Genomic DNA, 22,292 nt, shown 5'->3' on the forward strand with positions numbered 1-22,292 from the left:
ACGCCCCGCCCCGCGTCCCCGACCGTGCTGCTCGCCGAGGACGACCGTGCCATCCGCCATGCCCTGGAGCGGGCCCTGACCCTGGAGGGGTACGAGGTCACGGCCGTCGCCGACGGGGTGGAGGCGATCGCCCAGGCCCACCGCAGCGCGCCCGACATCCTCGTCCTGGACGTGATGATGCCGGGCATCGACGGGCTCCAGGTGTGCCGGGTGCTGCGCGCCGAGGGCGACCGGACGCCGATCCTGATGCTGACGGCGCTCGTCGAGACGCCGGACCGGATCGCGGGTCTGGACGCGGGCGCCGACGACTACGTCGTGAAGCCGTTCGACGTGGACGAGGTCTTCGCCCGGCTCCGCGCGCTCCTGCGGCGTACCGACGTCGGCGCCTCCCCGGACGAGGGGAACGGCGCGTTGCCCGAGGCCTCCGACGGCCAGGTCACGGCCGCCGACCTGAGGATGGACCCGCAGGCCAGGCGCGCCTGGCGCGGGGAGCGTGAGCTGGAACTCACCCGCACCGAGTTCGACCTCCTGGAGCTGCTCGTGCGCAACGCGGGCATCGTCCTCGACCACGCCACGATCTACGACCGGATCTGGGGCTACGACTTCGGCCCGGGGTCGAAGAACCTCGCCGTCTACGTCGGCTATCTGCGCCGCAAGGTCGACGAGCCCGGCGCCACCTCCCTGATCCACACCGTGCGTGGCGTCGGCTACGTGCTGCGGGAGGACTGAGGAGTGGTACGCCGCCGCCTGCGCGCGTTCCTGCGGGGGCGGGTGAGTGCCCGGTCCCTGCGCACCACGTTCGCCGTGTCCTTCGCCGCCGTCGCCGCGGTCGTCACCGTCCTGGTGGGCCTGCTGTCGTACGACGCCGCGGCCCGGCTCGTCCGCGTCGACCAGAAGGCCGTCTTCAACGAGGTCGTCCACGACCTGCGGGTGCAGGTCAAGGAGGAGAAGCTCACCCCGTACGACTTCGCCTCGGGTGACCCCGACCATGACGGCCCGCGCGACGACCTGATCCGGCCGTCACGCACGGACGTCCAGATACTCGGGTCCGGCGGCGTGATCGTCGACCGGGGGAGCCCGCAGCTGCCCGTGAACGCGGCGGACCGGCAGACCGCCGACTACGAGAAGCCCGGCCGGACCTCGGACGGCAAGGGCGTCGTGGGCCCCGGTTCACGGCGCGACGTGCAGCTGGCCGGCGACGGGTACCGCATGACGACCGTGTCGCTGGGGGGCGGGCGCGGGGCCGTCCAGATCGCGCAGCAGTTCAGCGACACGGAGGACCTGCTGCGCCAGCTCCAGCGGCGTACGGGTGTGGTGGCCCTCGCAGTGATCCTCGCCTCGGCCTTCGTCGGCTGGTGGCTGGCCCGGCGCATCACGCGCCGCCTGGTCCGGCTCGCCGGGGCGGCGGAGGAGGTCGCCGGCACCGGGCATCTCGATGTGCGGGTGCCGGTCGAGGGCGGCGACGAGGTCGGCAGCCTGGGCCGGTCCTTCGACCGGATGCTGGGGCGCCTCGCGCGCTCCATCGAGGACCAGCGGCGCCTCGTCCAGGACGCCGGGCACGAACTGCGTACGCCCCTCACCTCGCTGCGGACGAACATCTCGCTGCTGCGCCGCATCGAGGACCTGCCGCCCGCCGCCCGCGAGGAGCTGATCGCCGACCTGGCGCAGGAGTCCCGCGAGCTGACCGACCTGGTCAACGAGCTGGTCGACCTGGCCGCGGGCAAGGAGGACGACGAGCCGGTCGTCGAGGTGGCGCTCGCCGAGACCGCCGAGGACGTGGCGGTACTCGCGCGCCGCCGGACCGGCCGTGAGATCGCGGTGCGCGCGACGGGCGACACCGTGATCCAGGGCCGCCCGGCCTCGCTCCAGCGCGCGCTGTCCAACCTGGTGGAGAACGCCGCCAAGTTCGACCGCGGCGGCACGGAGCCGATCCGGATCGTGGTCACGGGAGGCATCCCGGACGGCGTACGGGTCGAGGTCCTCGACCGGGGCCCCGGCATCGCGGACACCGACCTCGAACGCGTCTTCGACCGCTTCTACCGGGCCCCGGCGGCGCGCAGCCTGCCCGGCTCGGGCCTGGGCCTGTCCATCGTCCAGGAGGTCGCGTCGGCGCACGGCGGGCGGGCTTTCGCGGAGCGGCGCACGGGCGGGGGAGCGGCGATCGGGTTCACGGTGCGGGGGGTGCGGACGGGGGCGGACCTATGACCACGCCACCCGCACCCGCACCCGCCCTCGCATCCGCCCGCCAGATGTGGCCCCTGTACGCGGCCGGGTTCACCACCGCCTTCGGCGCGCACGGCATCGCCGCCAACCTCGGTGGCCGCACCCATGACGCCGTCACCTCCCTGCTGGTGCTCGGCGGGCTGCTCGCCCTCTACGACGGCGCCGAAGTGCTGCTCAAGCCCGTCTTCGGCACCCTCGCCGACCGCGTCGGCGCCCGCCCCGTCCTGCTCGGCGGGCTCGTCGCCTTCGCCGCCGCGTCGGCGGTGTACGCCGTGGCCGACAGCCCTGGCTGGCTGTGGGCCGCGCGCCTCGGACAGGGCGCCGCCGCCTCCGCCTTCTCACCGTCCGCCTCCGCGCTCGTCGCCCGCCTGAACCCGGCCGCGAAACACGGCCGCGCCTTCGGCAGCTACGGCTTCTACAAGTCCGTCGGCTACACCCTCGGCCCCCTGCTCGGCGGCGTCCTCGTATGGGCCGGCGGCCTGCGCCTGCTGTTCGTCGTCCTCGCCGTGCTGGGTGCGGCGGTCGCCGTATGGGCCGGGCTCGCCGTGCCCGCCGTACCGCCCCTGCCGAAGTCCCGGCAGACCGTTCTCGACCTGGCCCGGCGGCTGGCCGACCCCGCCTTCCTCACCCCGACGACCGCGCTCGCGGCGGCCACGGCGGCTCTGTCGGTCGGGGTCGGTTTCCTTCCGGTCTCGGGCCGCGTGGACGGGCTCGGCACGGTCGCGACCGGGGCGGCGGTCTCGGTGCTCGCGGGCTGCGCGGCCATCGTCCAGCCGCACGCCGGGCGCGCTCTCGACGAGGGGCGCCTCACCACCCGTACGGGCCTGACGGCCGGGCTGCTGGTCACCGCCGTGGGCATGGCCTGCGCGATGCTTCCGGGCCTGACGGGCATCCTCGTCGGAGCCGCGCTGACCGGCGCCGGTACGGGACTGATCACCCCGCTCGGCTTCGCCGCACTCGCCGCGAGCACTCCCGCGGAACGCCTCGGCCAGACCATGGGCGCCGCCGAACTGGGCCGCGAACTGGGCGACGCGGGCGGCCCGTTGCTGGTCGCCGCCGTGGCCTCGTACACGACGCTCACGTACGGCTTCGGGGTGCTCGCCGTCCTGATCGGGGGTGTGGCGGCGGTGGTGTTCGCGCAGCGTCGGCCGGTGTCGCGCGTGCCCGGAGAAGTGTGACTCAGGTCTGGTGCCGGGCCCGCAGCACGTGCCGGCTGACCAGGGCGGCGATCAGGAGGCCGAGGGCGATGAGCGCGTAGAGCTGGTAGCGGCTGATCGCGTCGTACACGGCGGTGATGTGGGTGCCGGTGACGTAGGCGAGGGTCGCCCACAGGCCGACCCAGAGCGCCGCCCCTATGGCGTTGAAGACGAGGAAACGGCGCCAGGGCATGCCGCTGGTCCCGGCGATGATGCCGTTGACCTGGCGCAGCCCCTCGATGAACCGGGCCACGATGACGATCGTGCCGCCGTGGCGTTTGAAGAAGTCCTCCGCCTTGGCGAACCGCTCGGGAGTGATGAAGAGGTAGCGCCCCCAGCGGTGGACGAAGGCGCGGCCGCCGTAGTGGCCGATCAGATAGCCGATGTTGTCGCCCACGACAGCGGCCGCGAAGGCGATGGCGGCGACGGCCACGATGTTCAGCCGGCCGGCACCGGCGTAGACCCCGGCGGCGATCAGAATCGTCTCGCCCGGGGCGGGCACCCCGAAGTCCTCCACCAGCACCACGGCGCCGACGGCCCAGTACCCGTAATGGCTGAGCAACGGAGCGAGATGGGCCAACGGGCCCGGAAGGGGCGTCGTCATACCTGAACCGTACGCCGGGCAGGCGCCGCCGCCCTCAGCACGGCAGGTCAAGCGTGACCGCGCCCCCGTCCGCCGTGTTCTCGGCGTACGCGCCGCCCCCGTGGGCCACCGCCGCCGCCCGGACGAAGGCGAGCCCAAGGCCTGAGCCCTGGCTCGTGCGGCTCGCCTCCGCACGCGCGAAACGGTCGAACGCCCGGGGCAGGAACTCGGCCGGGAAACCGGGACCCTCGTCCGCCACGCGCAGCCGCAGCCGCCCGCCCCCGGCCGTCGCCGTCACCCGTACCGTCCCGTCGCCGTGGCGGAGCGCGTTGTCGACGAGGTTGCCGATCGCGGGCTGCAGCCAGCGGGCGTCGGCGTCGACGGTCGCGTCGGGCACCTCGACGGTCAGGGCGCGCCCCGCCCGTTCCGCCGTGCGCAGATGCGGGGCGACCGCCGCCTCGACGAGGCCGGGCAGACGCAGCGGGAACCGCGTGATGTGGGCGTTGCCGCCCAGCTCCTCCAGGTCGAGGAGCGCGTTGGAGAGGTCGATCAGGCGCTGGACCTCCGTGTCCACGGAGCGCAGGGTCTCGGTGAGTTCGCCGCGGGAACGGGGCCGGTGCAGCGCGACGTCGAGTTCGGCGCGCATGAGCGTCAGCGGCGTCCGCAGTTCGTGACTGGCGTCCGCGACGAACCGCCGCTCGCGCTCGGCGGACGCCTCGAGGCGCTCCAGCATGTGGTTGAGGGTGTGCCCGAGCCGGGTGATCTCGTCGTCACGGTCGGCGGGCACGTCGAGCCGGGTGTTCTGCGCGCCGTCGGCGAGCGTCGCGGCGCCGCTGCGGTACCGCTCGACGGGGCGCAGGGCCGCGCGGGCGGTGCGGTAGCCGACGTAGGACGCGGCGATCAGGGTCAGCGCGGACGCGAGACCGAGCTGGGCGAGGAGTTCACGCAGCGCCTCGTCCCGGTGCCCGCGGCGGAGCGCGGCGATCACGATGCGGGGCTGTCCGTCCGCCGTGACGCGCCGGGCCTGGAGGCGCAGGGTGCCGGACGTGATGGGCAGCAGGGAGCCGATGTCCCGCCGGATGGTCGCTCCGCCCGCGACGGCGGCCAGTTCGGCGGGCGTGAGCAGTCGGCGGGGGAGCGCGTCGCTGGACCGCAGGACGTGACCCTGTCCGTCGAGGACCTGCTTGAGGCTGCCGCTGGGGCCCGGCGGCAGGGGCGATCCGGCGCGAACGGCCCGGTCGAGCCCGCGCTGGTAGGCGGTGAGGTCGTCGTTGAGCTGCTGGTCGAGGGCAGTCTTGACCCGCCAGTAGACGAGTCCGGCCGCCCCGGTCAGGACCAGGGACATGGTGACGGCGACGGCGAGGACGAGGCGGGTGACGACGGGCAGCCGGCGCAGCCGGGCCCGTGTACCGGCAGGTTCGCCCGGTCCGCCCGGTCCGTGCTGCCCGGTCACGGGGCCGTCTCCAGGCGGTAGCCGCGTCCGCGCAGGGTCGTGATCGTCGTACGGCCGAAGGGGCGGTCGGCCTTGGCGCGGACCTTGGAGACATGGACGTCGATGGCGTTGCTGCGCAGGTCGGTCTCGCCGTCCCAGACCTCGTCGAGGAGCTGGAGCCGGGTGACGACCCGGCCCGCGTTCTCCATCAGCACTCTCAGGACGTCGAACTCGCGCCGGGAGAGGTCGAGTTCGGTGTCACCGCGCCAGGCCCGCTGCTGCTCGGGGTCGAGGACGAGGTCACCGACCCGGAGGCGGCCGGAGCCGTCGGGGCGGCGCCGGGATATGGCGCGCAGCCGGGCGAGGAGCTCCTCCATGGCGAAGGGCTTGACCACGTAGTCGTCGGCGCCGGCGTCGAGGCCGGCCACGCGCTCGCTGATCGCGCCGCGCGCGGTGAGCAGGATCACGGGTACGTCGATGCCTTCGCCGCGCAGGGCGCGGCACACCTGGACGCCGTCCGTCCCGGGCAGCATGACGTCGAGGAGTACGGCGTCCACGCGCGGATCACGGGCGGCGGCGAGCCCGGAGGGCCCGTCGTAGTGCCCCTCGGCGGTGTGCCCGGACTCCGTCAGGAAGCGGACGACCAGATCCGTGAGCCGCTTCTCGTCATCGACGACCAGGTAGTGCATGGCGGTCAGGTTAACGGGGGCCCTGACCGGGCCGACCGGGCCCGACAAGGCCGACCGGGCTGACCGGGCTGAACGGCTGCCGGCCCCTCGGCCGAACCCCGCCGCCCCGACCCCGACGCCCGTCAGAAACCTTCATGGTCTGTTCATGTGACTTCCCTACCTTCCGTCATGTCGCGGTGCTCCGCGGGCCGCGACCGGTCCGCCGTCCGTCATGCCGTGACGGAAGGGACAGACATGTACGCAGCGACAGCGGTCACCGTGCTCGCCGGCAAGGGCATCACCGACCACATAGCCCCCGCGGACCTCATCTCCCGCGGTGGCCTCGACGTCGTGGCGCTGCTGGTCCTGGTCGGCTGGCTCTACCGGCGCCGCCCCAGCGCGCCCGAGATCCCGCTGGTCCTGGCCGGCCTGAACATCGGCCTGTTCGCCGCGATGAGCACGATCAGCGCGGGCAAGTTCCCCGCCGGCGTCGGCTTCGGACTGTTCGGCATCCTCTCCCTGGTGCGCCTGCGCAGTGCCGCGTTCACCCTGCGCGACGTCGCCTACACCTTCGTCACCCTGGTCATCGCCCTGTGCACCGGCCTGCCGCAGCGCCAGACCTGGATGGTCGTCGCGCTCGTCGCCGTCGTCCTGGTCGCCGTGCTCGTGGTCGACGACCCCAGGTCGTACGCGCCGCCGACCCGGACCGTGAAGCTCACCCTCGACCGGATCTACCCCGAGCCCTCGCTCATCGCCGCCGACGTGGCGCGCCGCTTCGGGCAGGCCCCGCTCTCCGTGGCCGTCGACGAAGTCGACTACGTACGCGAGACCACCCGGGTCTCCGCGCAGTACCCGGCCGGGCCGGACGCGACCGCTGCCGACACCGGTACCGAGACCGGCACCGCCGTGGACGCGGAACCGCGCGAGCAGGTGGTCGTGTCATGACCCCGGCGTCCGCCTTCGCGGCCGGGCTCGGCCTGTCCGCCCTGCGGGGCGCCACGCTCGCCGAGGTCGACGCGGCCGCCGCGCTCCAGCACCGCACGGACCGTAAATATCTGCTCCCGCTCGACGTGGCCCGCGTCTTCGTCCGCCGGCTCGCCGACCACCACCACGTCCTCGACCTGGGCGGACGCCGTACGACGAGCTACCTCAGCGCCTACTTCGACACCGAGCGCCTCGCCTCCTGGCACGCGCACGTCCAGGGCCGGCGCCGTCGCTGGAAGGTCCGCACCCGCCTGTACGCGGAGGACGGCCTGTGCCGCGTCGAGGTGAAGACGAAGGACGGCCGGGGCAACACGGTCAAGCACGCACTGCGCGTCCCGGCCACCGCCTACGGCGAACTGGGCGCGCAGGCCGCCGACTTCGTGGACGAGACCCTGGAACGGTCCGGGATCCCCGTAAGGGCCGCGGACCTGTCGCCCGCCGCCGAGATCCGCTACGTCCGCGCCGCCCTCGCCGACCTGGACCACGGCACCCGCGTCACCCTCGACGGCGCCCTCACCTGCGGCCACGGCGACCGCACCGCCGCCCTCGACCCCGGCCACGTGCTCGTGGAGACCAAGGGTGGCCTTCAACTCGCCCCCGCGGACCGCCTGTTGCTGCACCTGAGGGTACGTCCCGTGTCCCTGAGCAAGTACGTCGTCGGCCAGTCCCTGCTCACGCCCGGCCTGCCCGACAACGACGTACGCCGTCTCGCCCGCACCCACTTCACCGCACCGACGAGCACGGACCTCCGCACGGAACCCCGCCCGGACCCCCTCCTCGAAAGGATCTCCGCCGCATGAACGCCCTGCGTGGCATCAAATGGCCGTACGCGCTGATCGCACTGGTCGCCGTCGCCGCAGCCGCCTTCGGCCTGCTGCACCCGGCCGCCGCAGCACCGACCGCCGCCAAGAAGAAGAAGCCCGGCGCCACGGCGCGGATCAAGCAGAACCCGCCGCCCCAGCTGTTCACCGACGCCGAGATCGCCAAGATCGGCAAGGCGGCGGCGGACCAGCACAGGAAGGCCGACGCGCTCTTCGCCAAGTGGAAGGCCCAGCACGGCACCGCCCGCGACGACAAGGCATTCGCCGCCTGGGCCGCGCAGCAGGTCCCGGCCGCGCCGCCGGCCAAGCAGCGCACCGCCGAACTCCACGACGTCCAGGCGCTCGCCAAGACCCGTACGGCCGCCGGCGAGAAGGCCGCGACCTGGCTGGAGGCGCATGGCAAGAAGGACATCTGGAAGCTCTACCTCCACGACCAGCGCGAACTGATCCCCGCCGCGCAGGGCAAGGTGGAGAAGGCCCAGCTCAAGGCCGCCCTGAAGATGGCCAAGAACGTCAGTGACCAGGTCGCCGCCAAGGACAAGCAGCCGGCGCCGTTCGTCATGGACCCGACGCTGCGCCCGGAGAAGCGCATCAAGCCCGGCGCCAAGGGCCCGTACTCCTACCCGTCCCGCCACGCGGCCCGCTCCGCCGCGGCCGTCACCTTCCTCAGCGCCCTCTCCCCGCACCGCGCCGCGGACTACGAGTGGATGCGCGCCGAAGTCCTGTACTCCCGCCTCTACATGGCCGGCCACGTGGACAGCGACCTCACCGCCGGCACGCTCCTCGGCGACCTGATCGGCGACTACGAACTCGCGATCAACGGCCACTGACCGACTCCGTCACACCGGCGGCATCCCCCTTGCGCGTACTGCGGCTCGGGGGGTGCCGCCGCCGTGGTCGAGGACGATGGCCACATGAAAGACGGTGGCCACGTGACGAGGACGATGGCCACATGAAAAGGGCGGAGCCCGAAGGCCCCGCCGAACGGTGTGAAACCCCGGCCTAGGGCCACACCAGGCAGTACGCCTGGTGGCCCGCGTCGTGCAGGCGGTGGCTGAAGTCCTGCCATTCGTGCAGCAGTTGGTACACGTTGAACGCGTCGCGCGGGCCGCCGCGGTCCGGGACCGTCGACCAGATGAACGCCGCCGCGCCCACCGCCTCCTCGCCCACGCCGCGCAGCGGGTCGACGACCGTCATCGGGAGCTTCACGACGGCGTAGTCCGGGTGCAGGACGACCAGTTCGAGCGGGGGCACCTTGTGCAGGGGTATGCCCTCGATGCCGGTGAGGACCATCGCGGCCATCGTCTCCGGCTTGATCTTGGTGAACATGCCGCCCATGCCCAGCTCGTCACCGCCGAGCTCCTCGGGACGCATCGAGATGGGAACGCGGGCAGCCGTGGCGCCGTCGGGCGCGCCGAAGTATTTGTACGTCACCCCCACCCGGCCACCATTCCTGCTCCCGGTCCCGCCCCGTGCCTGCCCCGCGTCCGCTTCGCCCGGGTTCCCCGCTGCTGCCGCTGCCGCCTCCGCGTCGCGCCGGTGCTTTCCCCGCCGGGCACGCCGGGGGCCCAGATCGTCGGTCCCCTCGCCCAGTCCGCCACCGCGATGCATATCTCCACCCGACTGCTTTTCCAGGGCGCCTGGCCCCCTTTTCTAGGCCGCGCGGCCACCACCGCGCAACCCGATCATCGTGTCAGTGACCTCCCCCACGGTCACTCGCCGAAACGTGCGGCGGAATACCTGGGAGTCTAGGTAGTCGGTTCCCGCCGTGGCCAGAGAAGCAGGGGATGAGCCGGGCTCCCGGAGGCTGCCCGTACGCTGAGAGGCATGGCAGAGGCGAACAACATCCCCGGGTCCGAGGCGCCGCTCTCGGGCGCGACCGCACCGTATCCCTACGAAGCACCGGTCTCGCAGGGTCTCTTCGACCGCGCGGCCCTCGTGACGCCGGGCGGCGTGAACTCGCCCGTACGCGCGTTCCGAGCCGTCGGCGGTACGCCCCGGTTCATGGTGTCCGGTACCGGTCCGTACCTGACGGACGCCGACGGCCGCGAGTATGTGGACCTCGTCTGCTCCTGGGGGCCGATGATCCTCGGCCATTCCCGGCCCGAGGTCATCGCCGCCGTCCAGGAGGCCGTCGCGCGCGGCACGTCGTTCGGTACGCCGGGCGAGGGTGAGGTCGCCCTGGCCGAGGAGATCGTCGCCCGCATCGCGCCGGTCGAGCAGGTGCGGCTCGTGTCCTCCGGGACCGAGGCGACCATGTCCGCGATCCGGCTCGCGCGCGGGTTCACCGGACGCGCCAAGATCATCAAGTTCGCCGGCTGCTACCACGGGCACGTGGACGCGCTGCTCGCCTCCGCCGGTTCGGGCGTGGCCACGCTCGGCCTGCCGGACACCCCGGGCGTCACCGGCGCCCAGGCGGGCGACACCCTCGTCGTCCCCTACAACGACCTCGACGCCGTGCGGGCCGCGTTCGCCGCGAACGAGGGGCAGATCGCCTGCGTCATCACCGAGGCGTCGCCGGGCAACATGGGCGTCGTGCCGCCGGCCGCCGGCTTCAACCAGGGCCTCGCGGACCTGTGCCGGGCGAACGGCGCGCTGTACATCTCCGACGAGGTCATGACGGGCTTCCGCACGTCGAAGGCCGGCTGGTTCGGCGTCGACGGTGTCGTGCCCGACCTGATGACCTTCGGCAAGGTCATGGGCGGTGGCTTCCCGGCCGCCGCGTTCGGTGGCCGTGCGGACGTCATGGGGCACCTCGCCCCGGCGGGCCCGGTCTACCAGGCGGGCACGCTGTCCGGGAACCCGATCGCCACGGCGGCCGGCGTCGCCCAGCTCCGCCTCCTCGACGACGCGGCGTACGCGAAGATCGATGCCGTCTCCGAGGAGCTGCGCACCCTGGTGAGCGCCGCGCTCACCAAGGAGGGCGTCGCCCACCGCGTGCAGAACGCCTCGAACATGTTCTCCGTGTTCTTCACGGAGAACGAGGTGCGCAATTACGAGGACGCGAAGCGCCAGGAGTCCTTCCGCTTCACCGCGTTCTTCCACTCGATGCTGGAGCAGGGCGTGTATCTGCCGCCGTCGGCCTTCGAGTCCTGGTTCGTCTCGACCGCCCACGACGAGCGGGCGGTCGAGCGCATCGCCGCCGCGCTCCCCGGTGCCGCGCGCGCGGCTGCGGAGGCCACGCAGGCATGAGCGCTGCTGCTGACAATCCCGACCAGGACATCACCGTCGTCCACGTGATGCGGCACGGAGAGGTGCACAACCCGGAGGGGATCCTGTACGGGCGGCTGCCCGACTACCACCTCTCCGAGCTCGGCCGGCGGATGGCCGACCGGGTCGCCGAGCACCTGTCCTCGCGTGACGTGACCCATGTCGTGGCCTCGCCGCTCGACCGGGCGCAGGAGACGGCGATGCCGATCGCGAAGGCGCACGGGCTCGACCTGGCGACCGACCCCCGGCTCATCGAGGCGGGCAACGTCTTCCAGGGCAAGACCTTCGGCGTCGGCGACGGTGCGCTGCGCAGGCCGGAGAACTGGAAGCACCTCGTCAACCCGTTCAAGCCGTCCTGGGGCGAGCCGTACGTCGATCAGGTCGTGCGGATGATGGGCGCGCTCGACGCGGCGAAGGACGCGGCGCGCGGGCACGAGGCCGTGTGTGTCAGCCATCAGCTGCCGATCTGGATCCTGCGCAGCTATGTGGAGAAGCGGCGCCTGTGGCACGACCCGCGCAAGCGGCAGTGCACGCTGGCCTCGCTCACGACGTTCACCTACCGCGGTGACCGGATCGTGTCCGTCGGCTACTCGGAGCCCGCGCGGGATCTCGTGCCCGCCCATCTCCTCGCGGGCGTCAAGCCCGTGAAGGGGAAGGACAAGGCCTTCGGCGCCTGACTCTCCGTCACCACGCACGTCCCCCTGGTGCGCATTGCCCAAATTTGTGTGACTTGACGGAACCCCTCCGTTCGTCCCGCCCTCTATGCAGGTGCCCCCTCTCGCAGGGGGAGACAGGGCGCGACGAATGGGGACCAGGGGATGCCGGACATCACACGAAGGGGACTGATCGGGCTCGGGGCGGGTGCGGCCGCGGCGGCCGCGCTCGCCGGGTGCGGTACGAGTGACGGCCGGGGCGGTACGGCCGCGCCGGGGGGCAGGCCGAAGGGCGGCGGACCGGAGGCGCCCGACGGGCCCGCGGCCCGGCTGATCGGTGACGGTTCGACCTCGTACACCGGCAGGCAGCCGAAGCAGCCCGCCGGGCCCGTCCCCCTCGAACCCGGCCAGACGCCGCCGCAGTTCGTCGTCTTCTCCTGGGACGGCGCGGGCGAGGTCGGCAACGGTCTCTTCCCGCGCTTCCTGAAGGCGGCCGAGGACCACGGCGCGCACATGACGTTCTTCCTCTCCGGTCTCTATCTGCTGCCCGAGTCGAAGAAGCGGCTCTACCGCCCGCCGAACAACGCGGTCGGGGCCTCGGACATCGGCTATCTCACCGACGCCCACATCGAGCAGACGCTGACGTACGTCCGCCAGGCATGGCTGGACGGCCACGAGATCGGCACGCACTTCAACGGCCACTTCTGCGCGGGCTCCGGCACCGTCGCCAACTGGACGCCGGCGCAGTGGCGCAGCGAGATCGACCAGGCCATGTCCTTCGTCAAGGAGTGGCGCACGAACACGGGCCGCCACGACCTGCCCTCGCTGCCCTTCGACTACGACAAGGAACTCGTCGGCGGCCGCACGCCCTGTCTGCTCGGCCAGGACAACCTGCTGCCCACGGCCCGCGAGCTCGGCTGGCGCTATGACGCCTCGTCGCCGGGCGGCCGGCAGCGCTGGCCGTCCAAGCGGGGCGGGGTGTGGGATCTGCCGCTGCAGGCCGTCCCGTTCCCCGGGCGCAGCTTCGAGGTGCTGTCGATGGACTACAACATGCTGGCCAACCAGTCGGTCAACACCACCCGGGCGCCCGCCTACAACTACCCGGCCTGGCGCAAGCAGTCGACCGAGGCCTACATCGCCGGCTTCAACCGGGCATACGAGACGAACCGGGCGCCCTTCTTCATCGGCAACCACTTCGAGGAGTGGAACGGCGGGATCTACATGGACGCCGTCGAGGAAGCGCTCAAGCACATGGCCGGCAAGAAGGACGTACGCCTGGTGTCCTTCCGGCAGTTCGTCGACTGGCTCGACGTCCAGGACCCGAAGGTCCTCGACAAGCTGCGCTCCCTCGACGTGGGCATACGCCCCGAAGGTGGCTGGAAACGCTTCCTGCGCGCGGCGGCGTGAGCGACACGCCGAACTCCGTCCGACCCCTGCTGAAATGGGGTTTTCCGTACACAAGGGGGGTGCGGAAGATCCCCTAAACAGACATGCGAAACTTTTCACATGAGTGCCGCCTGCCGCGTTCCCCACCTCGCTGCAACCAAGCGCCGTACCGTCCTCCTCGCCACGGGAGCCGCCGTCGCTGCGCTGACGCTCTCCGCCTGCGGCTCCGGCGGAACGGCGCGTGGCGGCAACAACACCAACTTCGTGTCGAGCTCCGGCGGCGTCTCCACCGTCAAGCAGGGCGAGCGCAACCCCGCGCCCCAGCTCGACGGCAAGGACCTCGACGGCAAGGCACTGAGCACCGCCGACTACAAGGGCAAGGTCCTCGTCATCAACGTGTGGGGCTCCTGGTGCCCGCCGTGCCGCGCCGAGGCCAACTACTTCTCGAAGGTCGCGAAGGCGACCGCGGGCAAGGACGTCCAGTTCCTCGGCATCAACACCCGTGACGCGCAGACCGAGCCGGCCGTCCAGTTCGAGAAGGACTACGGGATCCCCTACCCGAGCTTCTACGACCCCTCGGGCAAGCTGCTGCTCCGCTTCGACAAGGGCACGCTCAACCCGCAGGGCATCCCCAATACGCTGGTCGTCGACCGCCACGGCAAGATCGCGGCGCGCTCCCTCAAGGCGCTCAACGAGACGAGCCTGCGCAAGATGATCGACCCCGTGATCGCGGAGAAGTGAGCCACGGTGACCCCCACGCTCACCGCTCTCGCCGCTGACGACGGCTACAACCACACCGTCCTGAACGGCGCCCTCCTGCTCGCCGTGCCGGTCGCCCTCCTCGGCGGCCTCATCTCCTTCTTCTCGCCCTGCGTCCTGCCGCTCGTGCCCGGCTACCTCTCCTATGTGACCGGGGTGAGCGGCACCGACCTGGCCGAGGCCCGGCGGGGGCGGATGGCGGCGGGCGCCGGCCTGTTCGTCCTCGGCTTCACCGTCGTCTTCGTCTCCGGCGGTGCCCTGTTCGGCTATTTCGGCTCGACGCTCCAGGAGTACCGGGACGTCCTGAGCAAGGTCCTCGGCGTCCTCATGATCCTCATGGGGATCTTCTTCATGGGCCTGATGCCGTGGCTCACCCAGCGCGAATTCCGTCTCCACAAGCGGCCGGTGAGCGGTCTGGTGGGGGCGCCGCTGCTCGGCGCGCTGTTCGGCATCGGCTGGACCCCGTGCATCGGGCCGACGCTCGCCTCCGTGACCGCGCTCTCCCTGAACCAGGCGAGCGCGGGGCGCGGGGCCATACTGACCGTTGCGTACTGCGCCGGGCTCGGCATTCCCTTCGTGCTCGCCGCCGTCGCCTTCCGCAAGGCCCTCGGCGCCTTCGGCTGGGTCAAGAAGCACTACGCCTGGGTGATGCGGATCGGCGGCATCATGATGATCCTGACCGGAGTACTGCTGCTCACAGGAGCCTGGGACACCCTCGTCCAGCAGATGCAGACCTGGTCCGACGGCTTCACGGTGGGAATCTGATCCATGAGCACGACTGAATCCGGCAAGACGAGCACGGCGAGCGAGGCGAGCGACGCGGACGCGGTGACCGGCGACGAGCTCGGCGCGGCCGGCTCGCACCTGTCCACCGCCCCGGAGGAGGACCGCGAGGACCGCGGCCCGAACCTGCCCCGCCTCGGCGTCATCGGCTGGGTCCGCTGGTTCTGGCGGCAGCTCACCTCGATGCGGGTCGCCCTGATCCTGCTGTTCCTGCTGTCGCTCGGCGCGATCCCCGGCTCGCTGATCCCGCAGTCCGGGGTCGACGAGATGAAGGTGCAGACGTTCAAGGACGCGCACACCACGCTCGCGCCGGTCTACGACAAGCTCGGCCTGTTCCACGTCTACAGCTCGGTGTGGTTCTCCGCGATCTACATCCTGCTGTTCATCTCCCTCATCGGCTGCATCGTCCCGCGCACCTGGCAGTTCGTCGGACAGCTGCGCGGCCGCGCGCCGGGCGCCCCCAAGCGCTTCACGCACCTGCCGGCCTCCGTTACCTGGCGCACCGACACCGAGCCCGAGCAGGTCCGCGCCGCCGCGCTCGCCCTCCTCAAGAAGCGCCGCTTCCGCGCCCATGTCGCGGGAGACGCCGTCGCCTCGGAGAAGGGCTACCTGCGCGAGGCCGGCAACCTGATCTTCCACGTCGCGCTGATCGTGCTGCTCGTCTCCTTCGCCTGGGGCCAGCTCTTCAAGTCCGAGGGCGGCAAGCTGATGGTCGAGGGCGACGGAGGCTTCTCCAACGCCCTGCCGATGTACGACGACTTCAAGTCCGGCAGCCTCTTCGACTCGGACACCGACCTCACGCCGTTCAGCTTCCAGCTCGACAAGTTCGTGGGGACGTACGAGCGGACCGGGCCGAACAAGGCGACGCCGCGCACCTATCGCGCCGACGTCACCTACAGCGTCGGAGCGGACGGCAAGGCGCAGAAGACCGCGATCGAGGTCAACAAGCCCCTTGAGATCGACGGCACGAAGGTCTACCTCAACGGCCACGGCTACGCGCCCACCGTCACCGTCCGCGACGGCCGCGGCAAGATCGTCTCCCGCCAGGCCGTGCCGCTGCTGCCCATCGACTCGAACGTCACCTCAACCGGTGCCATCAAGGTCATGGACGGCTACCGCGACAAGAGCGGCAAGAAGGAACAGCTCGGCTTCAACGCCTTCTTCGTGCCGACCTTCGCGGGGTCCGGCAAGGGCAACATGTTCTCCCAGTTCCCCGCGCTCGACTATCCCGTCCTCGCGGTGTCCGCCTACCACGGAAGCCTGGGCGTCGACTCGGGCATCCCGCAGAACGTGTACCAACTGGACACCTCCAACATGAAGAAGTTCAAGGACTCGAAGGGGGAGCTGCTCAAGGAGCGGCTGCGGCCCGGCGAGACCATGAAGCTTCCGAACGGTGCCGGGTCGATCACGTTCGACAAGGACATCAAGCAGTGGGCGAGCTTCCAGATCACCCACCAGCCCGGTACGGGCTGGGCCCTCACCGGAGCGCTCGCCGCCATCGCGGGCCTCGCCGCCTCCCTGTTCATCCAGCGCCGCCGCGTCTGGGTCAGGGCGGCCCCGGGCGCCGACGGCGTCACCGTCGTCGAGATGGGCGGCCTCGGCCGCAGCGAGTCCTCGAAGGTGGCCGAAGAGCTCGGCGAGCTGGCCGCACACCTCCACGAACAGGCGCCCAGCGCCGCCGATCCCCGACCTGCTGTTCCTGCCGAAGGGGCTGAGAAGTGAATCTCGCCGCCGCAACCAACGAGAATCTCGCGCACATCAGCAATGTGCTGATCTACTCGTCGATGGCCGTGTACCTCCTGGCCTTCTTCGCGCACATGGCCGAGTGGCTCTTCGGCAGCCGCAGCAAGGTCGGCCGTACGGCCGCCGCGCTGACCCAGCAGAAGGACTCCGCGACCGCCACCCCCGGCACCGTGAAGGTGCAGGTCAAGGGGAAGAACGGCGGCACCACGACCCTGGAGCGCCCCGCTGTCGTGACCCGCGCCGTCGCCGGCGCGCGTGATGTGCCGGACGGCCCCGGCGCCTCCGGCGGCGACGAGCAGGGCGACCTCTACGGCCGTATCGCCGTGTCCCTCACCGTGCTCGCGTTCCTCGTCGAGGCGAGCGGTGTTCTCACCCGCGCGCTCTCCGTGCAGCGCGCGCCGTGGGGCAACATGTACGAGTTCAACATCACCTTCTCCACCGTCGCCGTCGCCGTGTACCTCGGCTTCATGCTGGCGAAGAAGAACATCGGCTGGCTCGGCCTCCCGCTGGTCACCACGGTCCTGCTCGATCTCGGCCTCGCCGTCACGGTCCTGTACACCGCGAGCGACCAGCTGGTTCCCGCCCTCCACTCGTACTGGCTGTACATCCACGTCTCCACCGCGATCTTCTGCGGCGCCGTGTTCTACGTCGGCGCGGTCGCCACGCTGCTCTACCTCTTCCGCGACGCGTACGAGAGCAAGCTGGCGAGCGGCGGACAGCCCGGCAAGTTCGCGACCTCCGTCATGGAGCGCCTGCCCGCCGCGGCCTCGCTCGACAAGTTCTCCTACCGCGTGAACGCGGCCGTCTTCCCGCTGTGGACGTTCACGATCATCGCGGGCGCGATCTGGGCCGGCGACGCGTGGGGCCGCTACTGGGGCTGGGACCCCAAGGAGACCTGGTCGTTCATCACCTGGGTCGCGTACGCCTGCTACCTGCACGCCCGCGCCACCGCCGGCTGGAAGGGCCGCAAGGCCGCCTACCTGGCCCTCATCGCCTTCGGCTGCTGGCTCTTCAACTATTACGGCGTCAACATCTTCGTCACCGGCAAGCACTCCTACGCGGGCGTCTGAGTCCCCCGGCGGGGTGCGCGAGCCGCGCGGGCGGGCCAGCCTGGAGGTATGAGCGACTCCACCGGAACCGAACCCGCCGGAACCGAACCCACCGCGCTTGTCGAGCCCGGTACGAGCAGGACCGAGGGACGGACTCACACCCTCCACTTCACGATCGCCCTGCCCCACCCCGTGGAGCAGGTCTGGGCGGCGGTGGCCACCGCGGAAGGACTTCCGGGGTGGCTGGCCGCCGCCGACGTGCTGGAGCCCCGGCTCGGCGGGACGGTCACGCTGCGGTGGCTCACCAACGGCGAGGTCCACACGGGCCACGTCACCGCGTGGGACGGCGAGCGCGTCGCCGAGTACACCCTGGAGGGACTCCACGGCCGGATGCGGTTCCATCTGGAGCCGACCGCGCGCGACGCGACGACCCTGCGCTTCACGAACGAGTTCGACGGTGACGACGAGCTGCGCCTCGACCGCCTGGCCGGCTGGCACGACCACTTCGAGCACCTCGTCGCCGCGCTCGACGGGCACCCGACGGACGAGCGGACCTGGGCGGCCTGGACCCCGGACCGGTGGCTGCTGCTGAGGGGCCGGTACGCCGCCGTCGCGGAGTAGCAGGGGCTCAGGCGCTGAGCGAACGCCAGATCCGGTCGGGCAGGATGCGCGCGGCCTGATCGAGGTCGACGTCGTCGACACCGGACAGCCAGCGGCGCGCCGTCGCGACGACGGGCCCCATGACCAGGCCCTCGACCAGCGGCAGGGGCAGCGGGGCCAGCTCACCCGAGTCGATGTACTGCCGCAGCCACTCCGCCATCGGCGAGAGCCGGGCCTCCTGAGCGTCCCGCAGCTGCCGCGCCTGCTCCATGCCGAGCCGGTCCGCGTAGGAGGAGTGCAGGAGCCGGGCGGCGTCCGGGTGCTCCTGGATGAAGGCCAGATAGGTCCGCACGAGGGCCCGGATCCCGGTCCGTGCGGTGCGGGACCGGCCCAGGGCGGCGCCGAGGTCGGTGAGCAGACGGCCCAGCCAGCGCACGACCAGCGCGTTCATGAGCCCGTCGACGCTGCCGAAGTGGTGGTAGAGGCTGCCGAGACTGACCCCGCTGGCCCTGGTGAGCGCGCTCACGGTGACGCCCTGCTCGCCGGCGTCGGCGTACACCTGGAGGGCGGCGTCCAGGAGGCGACCGGCCGTCTCCGCGCCGCGCTGTTGCTTGGGAGCCATGGTGAAAACCAGCCTAGAGCACGCGGATTATCCGGTTCCGTGTCGGGTCAGAGTGAAATGTGTTTCTAGAAAGAGCTACCAATCAGTACGGCCGATGGGTCAGACTGGTCGGCAGGCCGGTGATCGGGGACAGCGTGGACGGGGGGACCACCCCGGCCGAGGCCGTCGAGCGGTACGGGGGGCCGCTCGACGGTCACCGTGCCCGTGCGACGTACGTACCTGCCTGCGCGTCCGCGCTACTCGCCGATGTCCTCGTTCCACAGCTCCGGCCGGGACGCGATGAACTCCGTCATCAGGGCGACGCATTCGGGGTCGTCGAGCACCACGACCTCCACGCCGTGTTCGGCCAGCCAGTCGTGGCCACCGTGGAACGTCCGCGCCTCGCCGACGACCACCCGTGAGATCCCGAACTGCCGCACCAGGCCCGAGCAGTACCAGCAGGGCGAGAGCGTCGTCACCATCGTCGTGCCCCGGTACGACCGCTGCCGGCCCGCGGCGCGGAACGCGTCGGTCTCGCCGTGCGCGGACGGATCGCCGTCCTGGACACGGCGGTTGTGCCCGCGCCCGAGGACCTTCCCGTCCGCCGAGTAGAGGGCCGCGCCGATCGGGATGCCGCCCTCGGCGAGCCCCGCCCGCGCCTCCTCGACGGCCGTCGCCAGCCAGGTCCGCGCCAGTTCGGGGTCGAGCGGCGCCAGTTCGGGGCCGAAGGCGGTCACGCCTGCGGCTCCCCGCCCTGCTCCCGCTCGCGCCGCTTGAGTTCCTCCTCGCGGCGGCGCAGGTCGGCCTCCCAGTCCTTGAGGAGCGACTCGTCCTTCTTGTTCTCTTCCCTGAGGGACTGCAGGAACTCGGGGTTGTCGTCGGGCGCGACGAACGTGGTGCGGTGGTTGCGGTGCCACTCGGACGGTGTCGACCCGCCCGCGGGCGCGTGCCGCAGCCGGCCGGCGACGAGCCAGGCGATCGGCCCGACCAGCACCTCGCCGAAGAGCAGGATGATGATGACCCACACCACCTTCGGCAGGCCCCTGACCTGTTCCTCCGGAGTGTTCAGGCAGTCGATGAAGGCGTAGATCCACAACGCCAGGACCAGCAGGAACGGGATATAGCGGAGCATGGTGTCGCGATCCCCCAAGGAGCGGCATGGAGGCGACGCAGGCCCCCGGTGACCGGGCCAGGGTAGCGGTTGCCCGATACTGGGTCGTATGGCTTACGACGATCTTCGCTCCCTCCTCCGGGCGCTGGAGCGCGAGGGCGACCTCAAGCGCATCAAGGCCGAGGTCGACCCCTATCTGGAGGTCGGTGAGATCGTCGACCGGGTGCAGAAGTCCGGCGGCCCCGCTCTCCTCTTCGAGAACGTGCGCGGCTCCTCGATGCCCCTCGCGATGAACGTGTACGGGACCGACCGGCGCCTGCTGAAGGCGCTCGGCCTCAAGTCGTACGAGGAGATCAGCGAGAAGATCGGCGGGCTCCTGCGGCCCGAGCTGCCGCACGGGTTCGTGGGCGTGCGCGAGGCGTTCGGGAAGCTCGGCTCGATGGTCCACGTGCCGCCGAAGAAGGTGAAGGAGGCCCCCGTCCAGGAGGTCGTCCTGACCGGCGACGACGTCGACCTCGACGCCCTGCCCGCCCTGTTCACCTGGCCGCAGGACGGCGGCTCCTTCTTCAACCTCGGTCTGACCCACACCAAGGACCCCGAGAGCGGCATCCGCAACCTCGGTCTCTACCGCCTCCAGCGCCACGACCGGCGCACCATCGGCATGCACTGGCAGATCCACAAGGACAGCCGCAACCACTACCAGGTGGCCGCCAAGCGGGGCGAGAAGCTGCCGGTCGCGATCGCGTTTGGCTGCCCGCCTGCCGTGACGTACGCGTCGACGGCGCCGCTGCCCGGGGACATCGACGAGTACCTGTTCGCCGGGTTCATCCAGGGCAAGCGGATCGAGATGGTCGACTGCAAGACGGTGCCGCTCCAGGTGCCGGCGAACGCCGAGGTCGTGCTCGAGGGCTGGCTGGAGCCGGGCGAGATGCTCCCGGAGGGCCCGTTCGGCGACCACACCGGTTTCTACACACCGCAGGAACCGTTCCCCGCGCTGACGATCGACTGCGTGACGATGCGGAAGCGTCCGCTGCTCCAGTCGATCGTGGTGGGGCGCCCGCCGACGGAGGACGGTCCCCTCGGGCGGGCCACGGAGCGGTTCTTCCTGCCGCTCCTCAAGATCATCGTGCCGGACATCGTGGACTACCACCTGCCCGAGTCGGGCGGTTTCCACAACTGCGCGATCGTCTCGATCGACAAGAAGTACCCGAAACACGCGCAGAAGGTGATGCACGCCGTGTGGGGCGCCCACATGATGTCGCTGACCAAGCTGATCGTCGTCGTCGACGCGGACTGCGACGTGCACGATCTGCACGAGGTCGCGTGGCGGGCGCTCGGCAACACGGACTACGCGCGTGACCTGACCGTCGCCGAGGGCCCGGTCGACCACCTCGACCACGCCTCGTACCAGCAGTTCTGGGGCGGCAAGGCGGGCATCGACGCGACGAGGAAGTGGCCCGAGGAGGGCTACACGCGGGACGGCGGCTGGCCCGAGATGGTGCTGCCGGACCCGCAGACGGCGGCGACGGTCGACCGCCGTTGGAAGGAGTACGGCCTGTGACCAGCGCCTCCGCCGCGATCCCGCAGCCGGGCCGGACCAAGGCGTTCCTGCGCCTCGTCATGATCGAGCACTCGGTGTTCGCGCTGCCGTTCGCGTACATCGCCACGCTCACCGCGATGTTCCAGGCCGACAGGAGCATCCACTGGTGGACGCTGCTGCTCGTCACCGTCGCGATGGTCGGCCTGCGCACGTTCGCGATGGCGGCGAACCGGATCATCGACCGCGAGATCGACGCCCGTAACCCGAGGACCGCGCACCGCGAGCTCGTCACGGGCGCGATGTCGGTGAAGTCGGCCTGGACCGGCGCGCTCATCGCGCTCGTGATCTTCCTGGGCGCGGCGGCCCTGCTCAACCCCCTGTGCCTGGCGCTCGCGCCCATCGCGGTGATCCCGATGGTCGTCTATCCGTACGGCAAGCGGTTCACGAACTTCCCGCAGGCCATCCTCGGTCTCGCGCAGGCGATGGGGCCGATCGGCGCCTGGCTCGCGGTCACCGGCCAGTGGTCCTGGGAGGCGGTGATCCTGGGGCTCGCCGTGGGCGTCTGGATCGGCGGCTTCGACCTCATCTACGCCTGCCAGGACGTCGAGACGGACCGCGAGGTCGGCGTGATGTCGGTGCCGGCCCGCTTCGGTATCCCGGCCGCGATCCGGGGAGCCCGTGCCTGCCACGCCGTCACCACGGCCCTGTTCGTCTGGTACGCCCTGGCCACGGACGCGGGCGTGTTCTTCTGGCTGGGTCTCGTGATCGTCGCGGGTGCCTTCCTCTACGAGCACACGATCGTACGGCCGAACGATCTGTCCCGCCTCAACCGGGCCTTCTTCCAGGTCAACGGGTTCATCGGGATCGCGCTGTTCGTGTGCGCGCTGCTCGACCTGCTGGTGCGCGGCCTGACTGTCTGACAGTGACCGCGTGCCGGATAGGCTCGGTGG

The 22,292-nt window shown here is 71.3% G+C and carries 23 protein-coding genes; 16 read left to right on the forward strand and 7 right to left on the reverse strand.

Annotated features, from left to right (window positions below; all coding sequences use genetic code 11):
- The first annotated feature begins 24 nt into the window (after positions 1 to 24).
- Genes EOT10_RS36320 through EOT10_RS36330 form a run of 3 tightly spaced genes read left to right on the forward strand, consistent with a single transcriptional unit; the run spans position 25 to position 3,401 of the window.
- The gene (locus EOT10_RS36320) at positions 25 to 729 is read left to right on the forward strand and encodes a response regulator transcription factor (protein WP_127832734.1); all 705 of its coding nucleotides are present in this window, start codon (positions 25 to 27) and stop codon (positions 727 to 729) included.
- A gap of 3 nt (positions 730 to 732) precedes the next feature.
- Positions 733 to 2,205 (forward strand): sensor histidine kinase, encoded by a 1,473-nt coding sequence (locus EOT10_RS36325; protein ID WP_223281408.1) that lies wholly within the window; start codon positions 733 to 735, stop codon positions 2,203 to 2,205.
- Complete coding sequence (locus EOT10_RS36330; protein ID WP_223281409.1) at positions 2,202 to 3,401, forward strand: MFS transporter; 1,200 nt, start codon at positions 2,202 to 2,204, stop codon at positions 3,399 to 3,401. The genes EOT10_RS36325 and EOT10_RS36330 overlap by 4 nt, the downstream gene beginning before the upstream one ends.
- A gap of 1 nt (position 3,402) precedes the next feature.
- Here the strand turns inward: EOT10_RS36330 and EOT10_RS36335 are convergent, their stop codons facing one another.
- The 3 genes from EOT10_RS36335 to EOT10_RS36345 are packed head-to-tail and all read right to left on the reverse strand — an operon-like array spanning position 3,403 to position 6,123.
- Entirely contained in the window at positions 3,403 to 4,023 is a 621-nt protein-coding gene (locus EOT10_RS36335; protein WP_127832665.1) for a DedA family protein, read from the reverse strand.
- A gap of 34 nt (positions 4,024 to 4,057) precedes the next feature.
- A complete protein-coding gene (locus EOT10_RS36340; RefSeq protein WP_127832666.1) occupies positions 4,058 to 5,455 on the reverse strand; it encodes a sensor histidine kinase in 1,398 nt (465 codons plus the stop codon).
- Entirely contained in the window at positions 5,452 to 6,123 is a 672-nt protein-coding gene (locus EOT10_RS36345; RefSeq protein WP_127832667.1) for a response regulator transcription factor, read from the reverse strand. The genes EOT10_RS36340 and EOT10_RS36345 overlap by 4 nt, the downstream gene beginning before the upstream one ends.
- A 234-nt stretch (positions 6,124 to 6,357) precedes the next feature.
- Here EOT10_RS36345 and EOT10_RS36350 point away from each other — a divergent pair, with 234 nt between their 5' ends.
- The 3 genes from EOT10_RS36350 to EOT10_RS36360 are packed head-to-tail and all read left to right on the forward strand — an operon-like array spanning position 6,358 to position 8,737.
- On the forward strand, positions 6,358 to 7,047 hold the full coding sequence (locus EOT10_RS36350; RefSeq protein WP_127832668.1) for a DUF4956 domain-containing protein: 690 nt from the start codon (positions 6,358 to 6,360) through the stop codon (positions 7,045 to 7,047).
- Complete coding sequence (locus tag EOT10_RS36355) at positions 7,044 to 7,886, forward strand: polyphosphate polymerase domain-containing protein (protein ID WP_127832669.1); 843 nt, start codon at positions 7,044 to 7,046, stop codon at positions 7,884 to 7,886. Before EOT10_RS36350 ends, EOT10_RS36355 begins: the two co-directional genes overlap by 4 nt.
- Positions 7,883 to 8,737, forward strand: a complete 855-nt coding sequence (locus EOT10_RS36360; protein ID WP_127832670.1) for a phosphatase PAP2 family protein — start codon at positions 7,883 to 7,885, stop codon at positions 8,735 to 8,737. Before EOT10_RS36355 ends, EOT10_RS36360 begins: the two co-directional genes overlap by 4 nt.
- Positions 8,738 to 8,909: 172 nt before the next feature.
- Here EOT10_RS36360 and EOT10_RS36365 read toward each other — a convergent pair whose 3' ends face one another.
- On the reverse strand, positions 8,910 to 9,518 hold the full coding sequence (locus EOT10_RS36365) for a hypothetical protein (RefSeq protein WP_189492557.1): 609 nt from the start codon (positions 9,516 to 9,518) through the stop codon (positions 8,910 to 8,912).
- Between the two features lie 216 nt (positions 9,519 to 9,734).
- On the opposite strand from EOT10_RS36365, the gene hemL reads away from it, so the two are divergent.
- From hemL to EOT10_RS36410, 8 genes are all read left to right on the forward strand, one after another.
- Positions 9,735 to 11,099 carry a glutamate-1-semialdehyde 2,1-aminomutase gene (hemL, locus tag EOT10_RS36375; protein ID WP_127832672.1) on the forward strand — a complete coding sequence of 455 codons (1,365 nt, stop codon included), beginning with the start codon at positions 9,735 to 9,737 and terminating at the stop codon, positions 11,097 to 11,099.
- Positions 11,096 to 11,794: a histidine phosphatase family protein gene (locus EOT10_RS36380; RefSeq protein ID WP_127832673.1), complete on the forward strand. Its 699-nt coding sequence runs from the start codon at positions 11,096 to 11,098 to the stop codon at positions 11,792 to 11,794. The genes hemL and EOT10_RS36380 overlap by 4 nt, the downstream gene beginning before the upstream one ends.
- 141 nt (positions 11,795 to 11,935) lie before the next feature.
- Positions 11,936 to 13,177 carry a polysaccharide deacetylase family protein gene (locus tag EOT10_RS36385; RefSeq protein WP_127832674.1) on the forward strand — a complete coding sequence of 414 codons (1,242 nt, stop codon included), beginning with the start codon at positions 11,936 to 11,938 and terminating at the stop codon, positions 13,175 to 13,177.
- Positions 13,178 to 13,276: 99 nt separating this feature from the next.
- Positions 13,277 to 13,897, forward strand: coding sequence for a TlpA family protein disulfide reductase (locus tag EOT10_RS36390; RefSeq protein WP_127832675.1), 621 nt, complete (start codon positions 13,277 to 13,279; stop codon positions 13,895 to 13,897).
- A gap of 6 nt (positions 13,898 to 13,903) precedes the next feature.
- Positions 13,904 to 14,680 carry a cytochrome c biogenesis CcdA family protein gene (locus EOT10_RS36395; protein WP_127832676.1) on the forward strand — a complete coding sequence of 259 codons (777 nt, stop codon included), beginning with the start codon at positions 13,904 to 13,906 and terminating at the stop codon, positions 14,678 to 14,680.
- Positions 14,681 to 14,683: 3 nt separating this feature from the next.
- Positions 14,684 to 16,420 carry a cytochrome c biogenesis protein ResB gene (resB, locus tag EOT10_RS36400; protein WP_127832677.1) on the forward strand — a complete coding sequence of 579 codons (1,737 nt, stop codon included), beginning with the start codon at positions 14,684 to 14,686 and terminating at the stop codon, positions 16,418 to 16,420.
- Positions 16,417 to 17,511: a c-type cytochrome biogenesis protein CcsB gene (gene ccsB / locus EOT10_RS36405; protein WP_127832678.1), complete on the forward strand. Its 1,095-nt coding sequence runs from the start codon at positions 16,417 to 16,419 to the stop codon at positions 17,509 to 17,511. Before resB ends, ccsB begins: the two co-directional genes overlap by 4 nt.
- Positions 17,512 to 17,559: 48 nt before the next feature.
- Entirely contained in the window at positions 17,560 to 18,111 is a 552-nt protein-coding gene (locus EOT10_RS36410; RefSeq protein ID WP_127832679.1) for an SRPBCC domain-containing protein, read from the forward strand.
- A gap of 7 nt (positions 18,112 to 18,118) precedes the next feature.
- Here EOT10_RS36410 and EOT10_RS36415 read toward each other — a convergent pair whose 3' ends face one another.
- The 3 genes from EOT10_RS36415 to EOT10_RS36425 all read right to left on the reverse strand — a co-directional run bounded on the left by EOT10_RS36415 (position 18,119) and on the right by EOT10_RS36425 (position 19,823).
- The gene (locus EOT10_RS36415) at positions 18,119 to 18,712 is read right to left on the reverse strand and encodes a TetR/AcrR family transcriptional regulator (RefSeq protein WP_127832680.1); all 594 of its coding nucleotides are present in this window, start codon (positions 18,710 to 18,712) and stop codon (positions 18,119 to 18,121) included.
- Between the two features lie 236 nt (positions 18,713 to 18,948).
- On the reverse strand, positions 18,949 to 19,407 hold the full coding sequence (locus tag EOT10_RS36420) for a nucleoside deaminase (protein ID WP_127832737.1): 459 nt from the start codon (positions 19,405 to 19,407) through the stop codon (positions 18,949 to 18,951).
- A gap of 17 nt (positions 19,408 to 19,424) precedes the next feature.
- Entirely contained in the window at positions 19,425 to 19,823 is a 399-nt protein-coding gene (locus tag EOT10_RS36425; protein ID WP_127832681.1) for a PLD nuclease N-terminal domain-containing protein, read from the reverse strand.
- 88 nt (positions 19,824 to 19,911) lie between these two features.
- On the opposite strand from EOT10_RS36425, the gene EOT10_RS36430 reads away from it, so the two are divergent.
- Positions 19,912 to 21,363: a menaquinone biosynthesis decarboxylase gene (locus tag EOT10_RS36430; protein ID WP_127832682.1), complete on the forward strand. Its 1,452-nt coding sequence runs from the start codon at positions 19,912 to 19,914 to the stop codon at positions 21,361 to 21,363.
- Positions 21,360 to 22,262, forward strand: a complete 903-nt coding sequence (gene mqnP / locus EOT10_RS36435) for a menaquinone biosynthesis prenyltransferase MqnP (RefSeq protein ID WP_127832683.1) — start codon at positions 21,360 to 21,362, stop codon at positions 22,260 to 22,262. The genes EOT10_RS36430 and mqnP overlap by 4 nt, the downstream gene beginning before the upstream one ends.
- Positions 22,263 to 22,292: the final 30 nt, after the last annotated feature.

The sequence above is a fragment of the Streptomyces antnestii genome, from assembly GCF_004005495.1.
Lineage (GTDB): Bacteria > Actinomycetota > Actinomycetes > Streptomycetales > Streptomycetaceae > Streptomyces > Streptomyces antnestii.

Coding starts and splice junctions, on each gene's coding strand:
- EOT10_RS36380 (WP_127832673.1), top strand. CDS start 11,096: ATGAGCGCTGCTGCTGACAATCCCGACCAGGACATCACCGTCGTCCAC.
- EOT10_RS36350 (WP_127832668.1), top strand. CDS start 6,358: ATGTACGCAGCGACAGCGGTCACCGTGCTCGCCGGCAAGGGCATCACC.
- EOT10_RS36430 (WP_127832682.1), top strand. CDS start 19,912: ATGGCTTACGACGATCTTCGCTCCCTCCTCCGGGCGCTGGAGCGCGAG.
- EOT10_RS36415 (WP_127832680.1), bottom strand. CDS start 18,712: ATGGCTCCCAAGCAACAGCGCGGCGCGGAGACGGCCGGTCGCCTCCTG.
- resB (WP_127832677.1), top strand. CDS start 14,684: ATGAGCACGACTGAATCCGGCAAGACGAGCACGGCGAGCGAGGCGAGC.
- EOT10_RS36365 (WP_189492557.1), bottom strand. CDS start 9,518: ATGCATCGCGGTGGCGGACTGGGCGAGGGGACCGACGATCTGGGCCCC.
- EOT10_RS36330 (WP_223281409.1), top strand. CDS start 2,202: ATGACCACGCCACCCGCACCCGCACCCGCCCTCGCATCCGCCCGCCAG.
- EOT10_RS36390 (WP_127832675.1), top strand. CDS start 13,277: ATGAGTGCCGCCTGCCGCGTTCCCCACCTCGCTGCAACCAAGCGCCGT.
- hemL (WP_127832672.1), top strand. CDS start 9,735: ATGGCAGAGGCGAACAACATCCCCGGGTCCGAGGCGCCGCTCTCGGGC.
- EOT10_RS36355 (WP_127832669.1), top strand. CDS start 7,044: ATGACCCCGGCGTCCGCCTTCGCGGCCGGGCTCGGCCTGTCCGCCCTG.
- EOT10_RS36345 (WP_127832667.1), bottom strand. CDS start 6,123: ATGCACTACCTGGTCGTCGATGACGAGAAGCGGCTCACGGATCTGGTC.
- EOT10_RS36425 (WP_127832681.1), bottom strand. CDS start 19,823: ATGCTCCGCTATATCCCGTTCCTGCTGGTCCTGGCGTTGTGGATCTAC.
- EOT10_RS36360 (WP_127832670.1), top strand. CDS start 7,883: ATGAACGCCCTGCGTGGCATCAAATGGCCGTACGCGCTGATCGCACTG.
- EOT10_RS36410 (WP_127832679.1), top strand. CDS start 17,560: ATGAGCGACTCCACCGGAACCGAACCCGCCGGAACCGAACCCACCGCG.
- EOT10_RS36335 (WP_127832665.1), bottom strand. CDS start 4,023: ATGACGACGCCCCTTCCGGGCCCGTTGGCCCATCTCGCTCCGTTGCTC.
- EOT10_RS36385 (WP_127832674.1), top strand. CDS start 11,936: ATGCCGGACATCACACGAAGGGGACTGATCGGGCTCGGGGCGGGTGCG.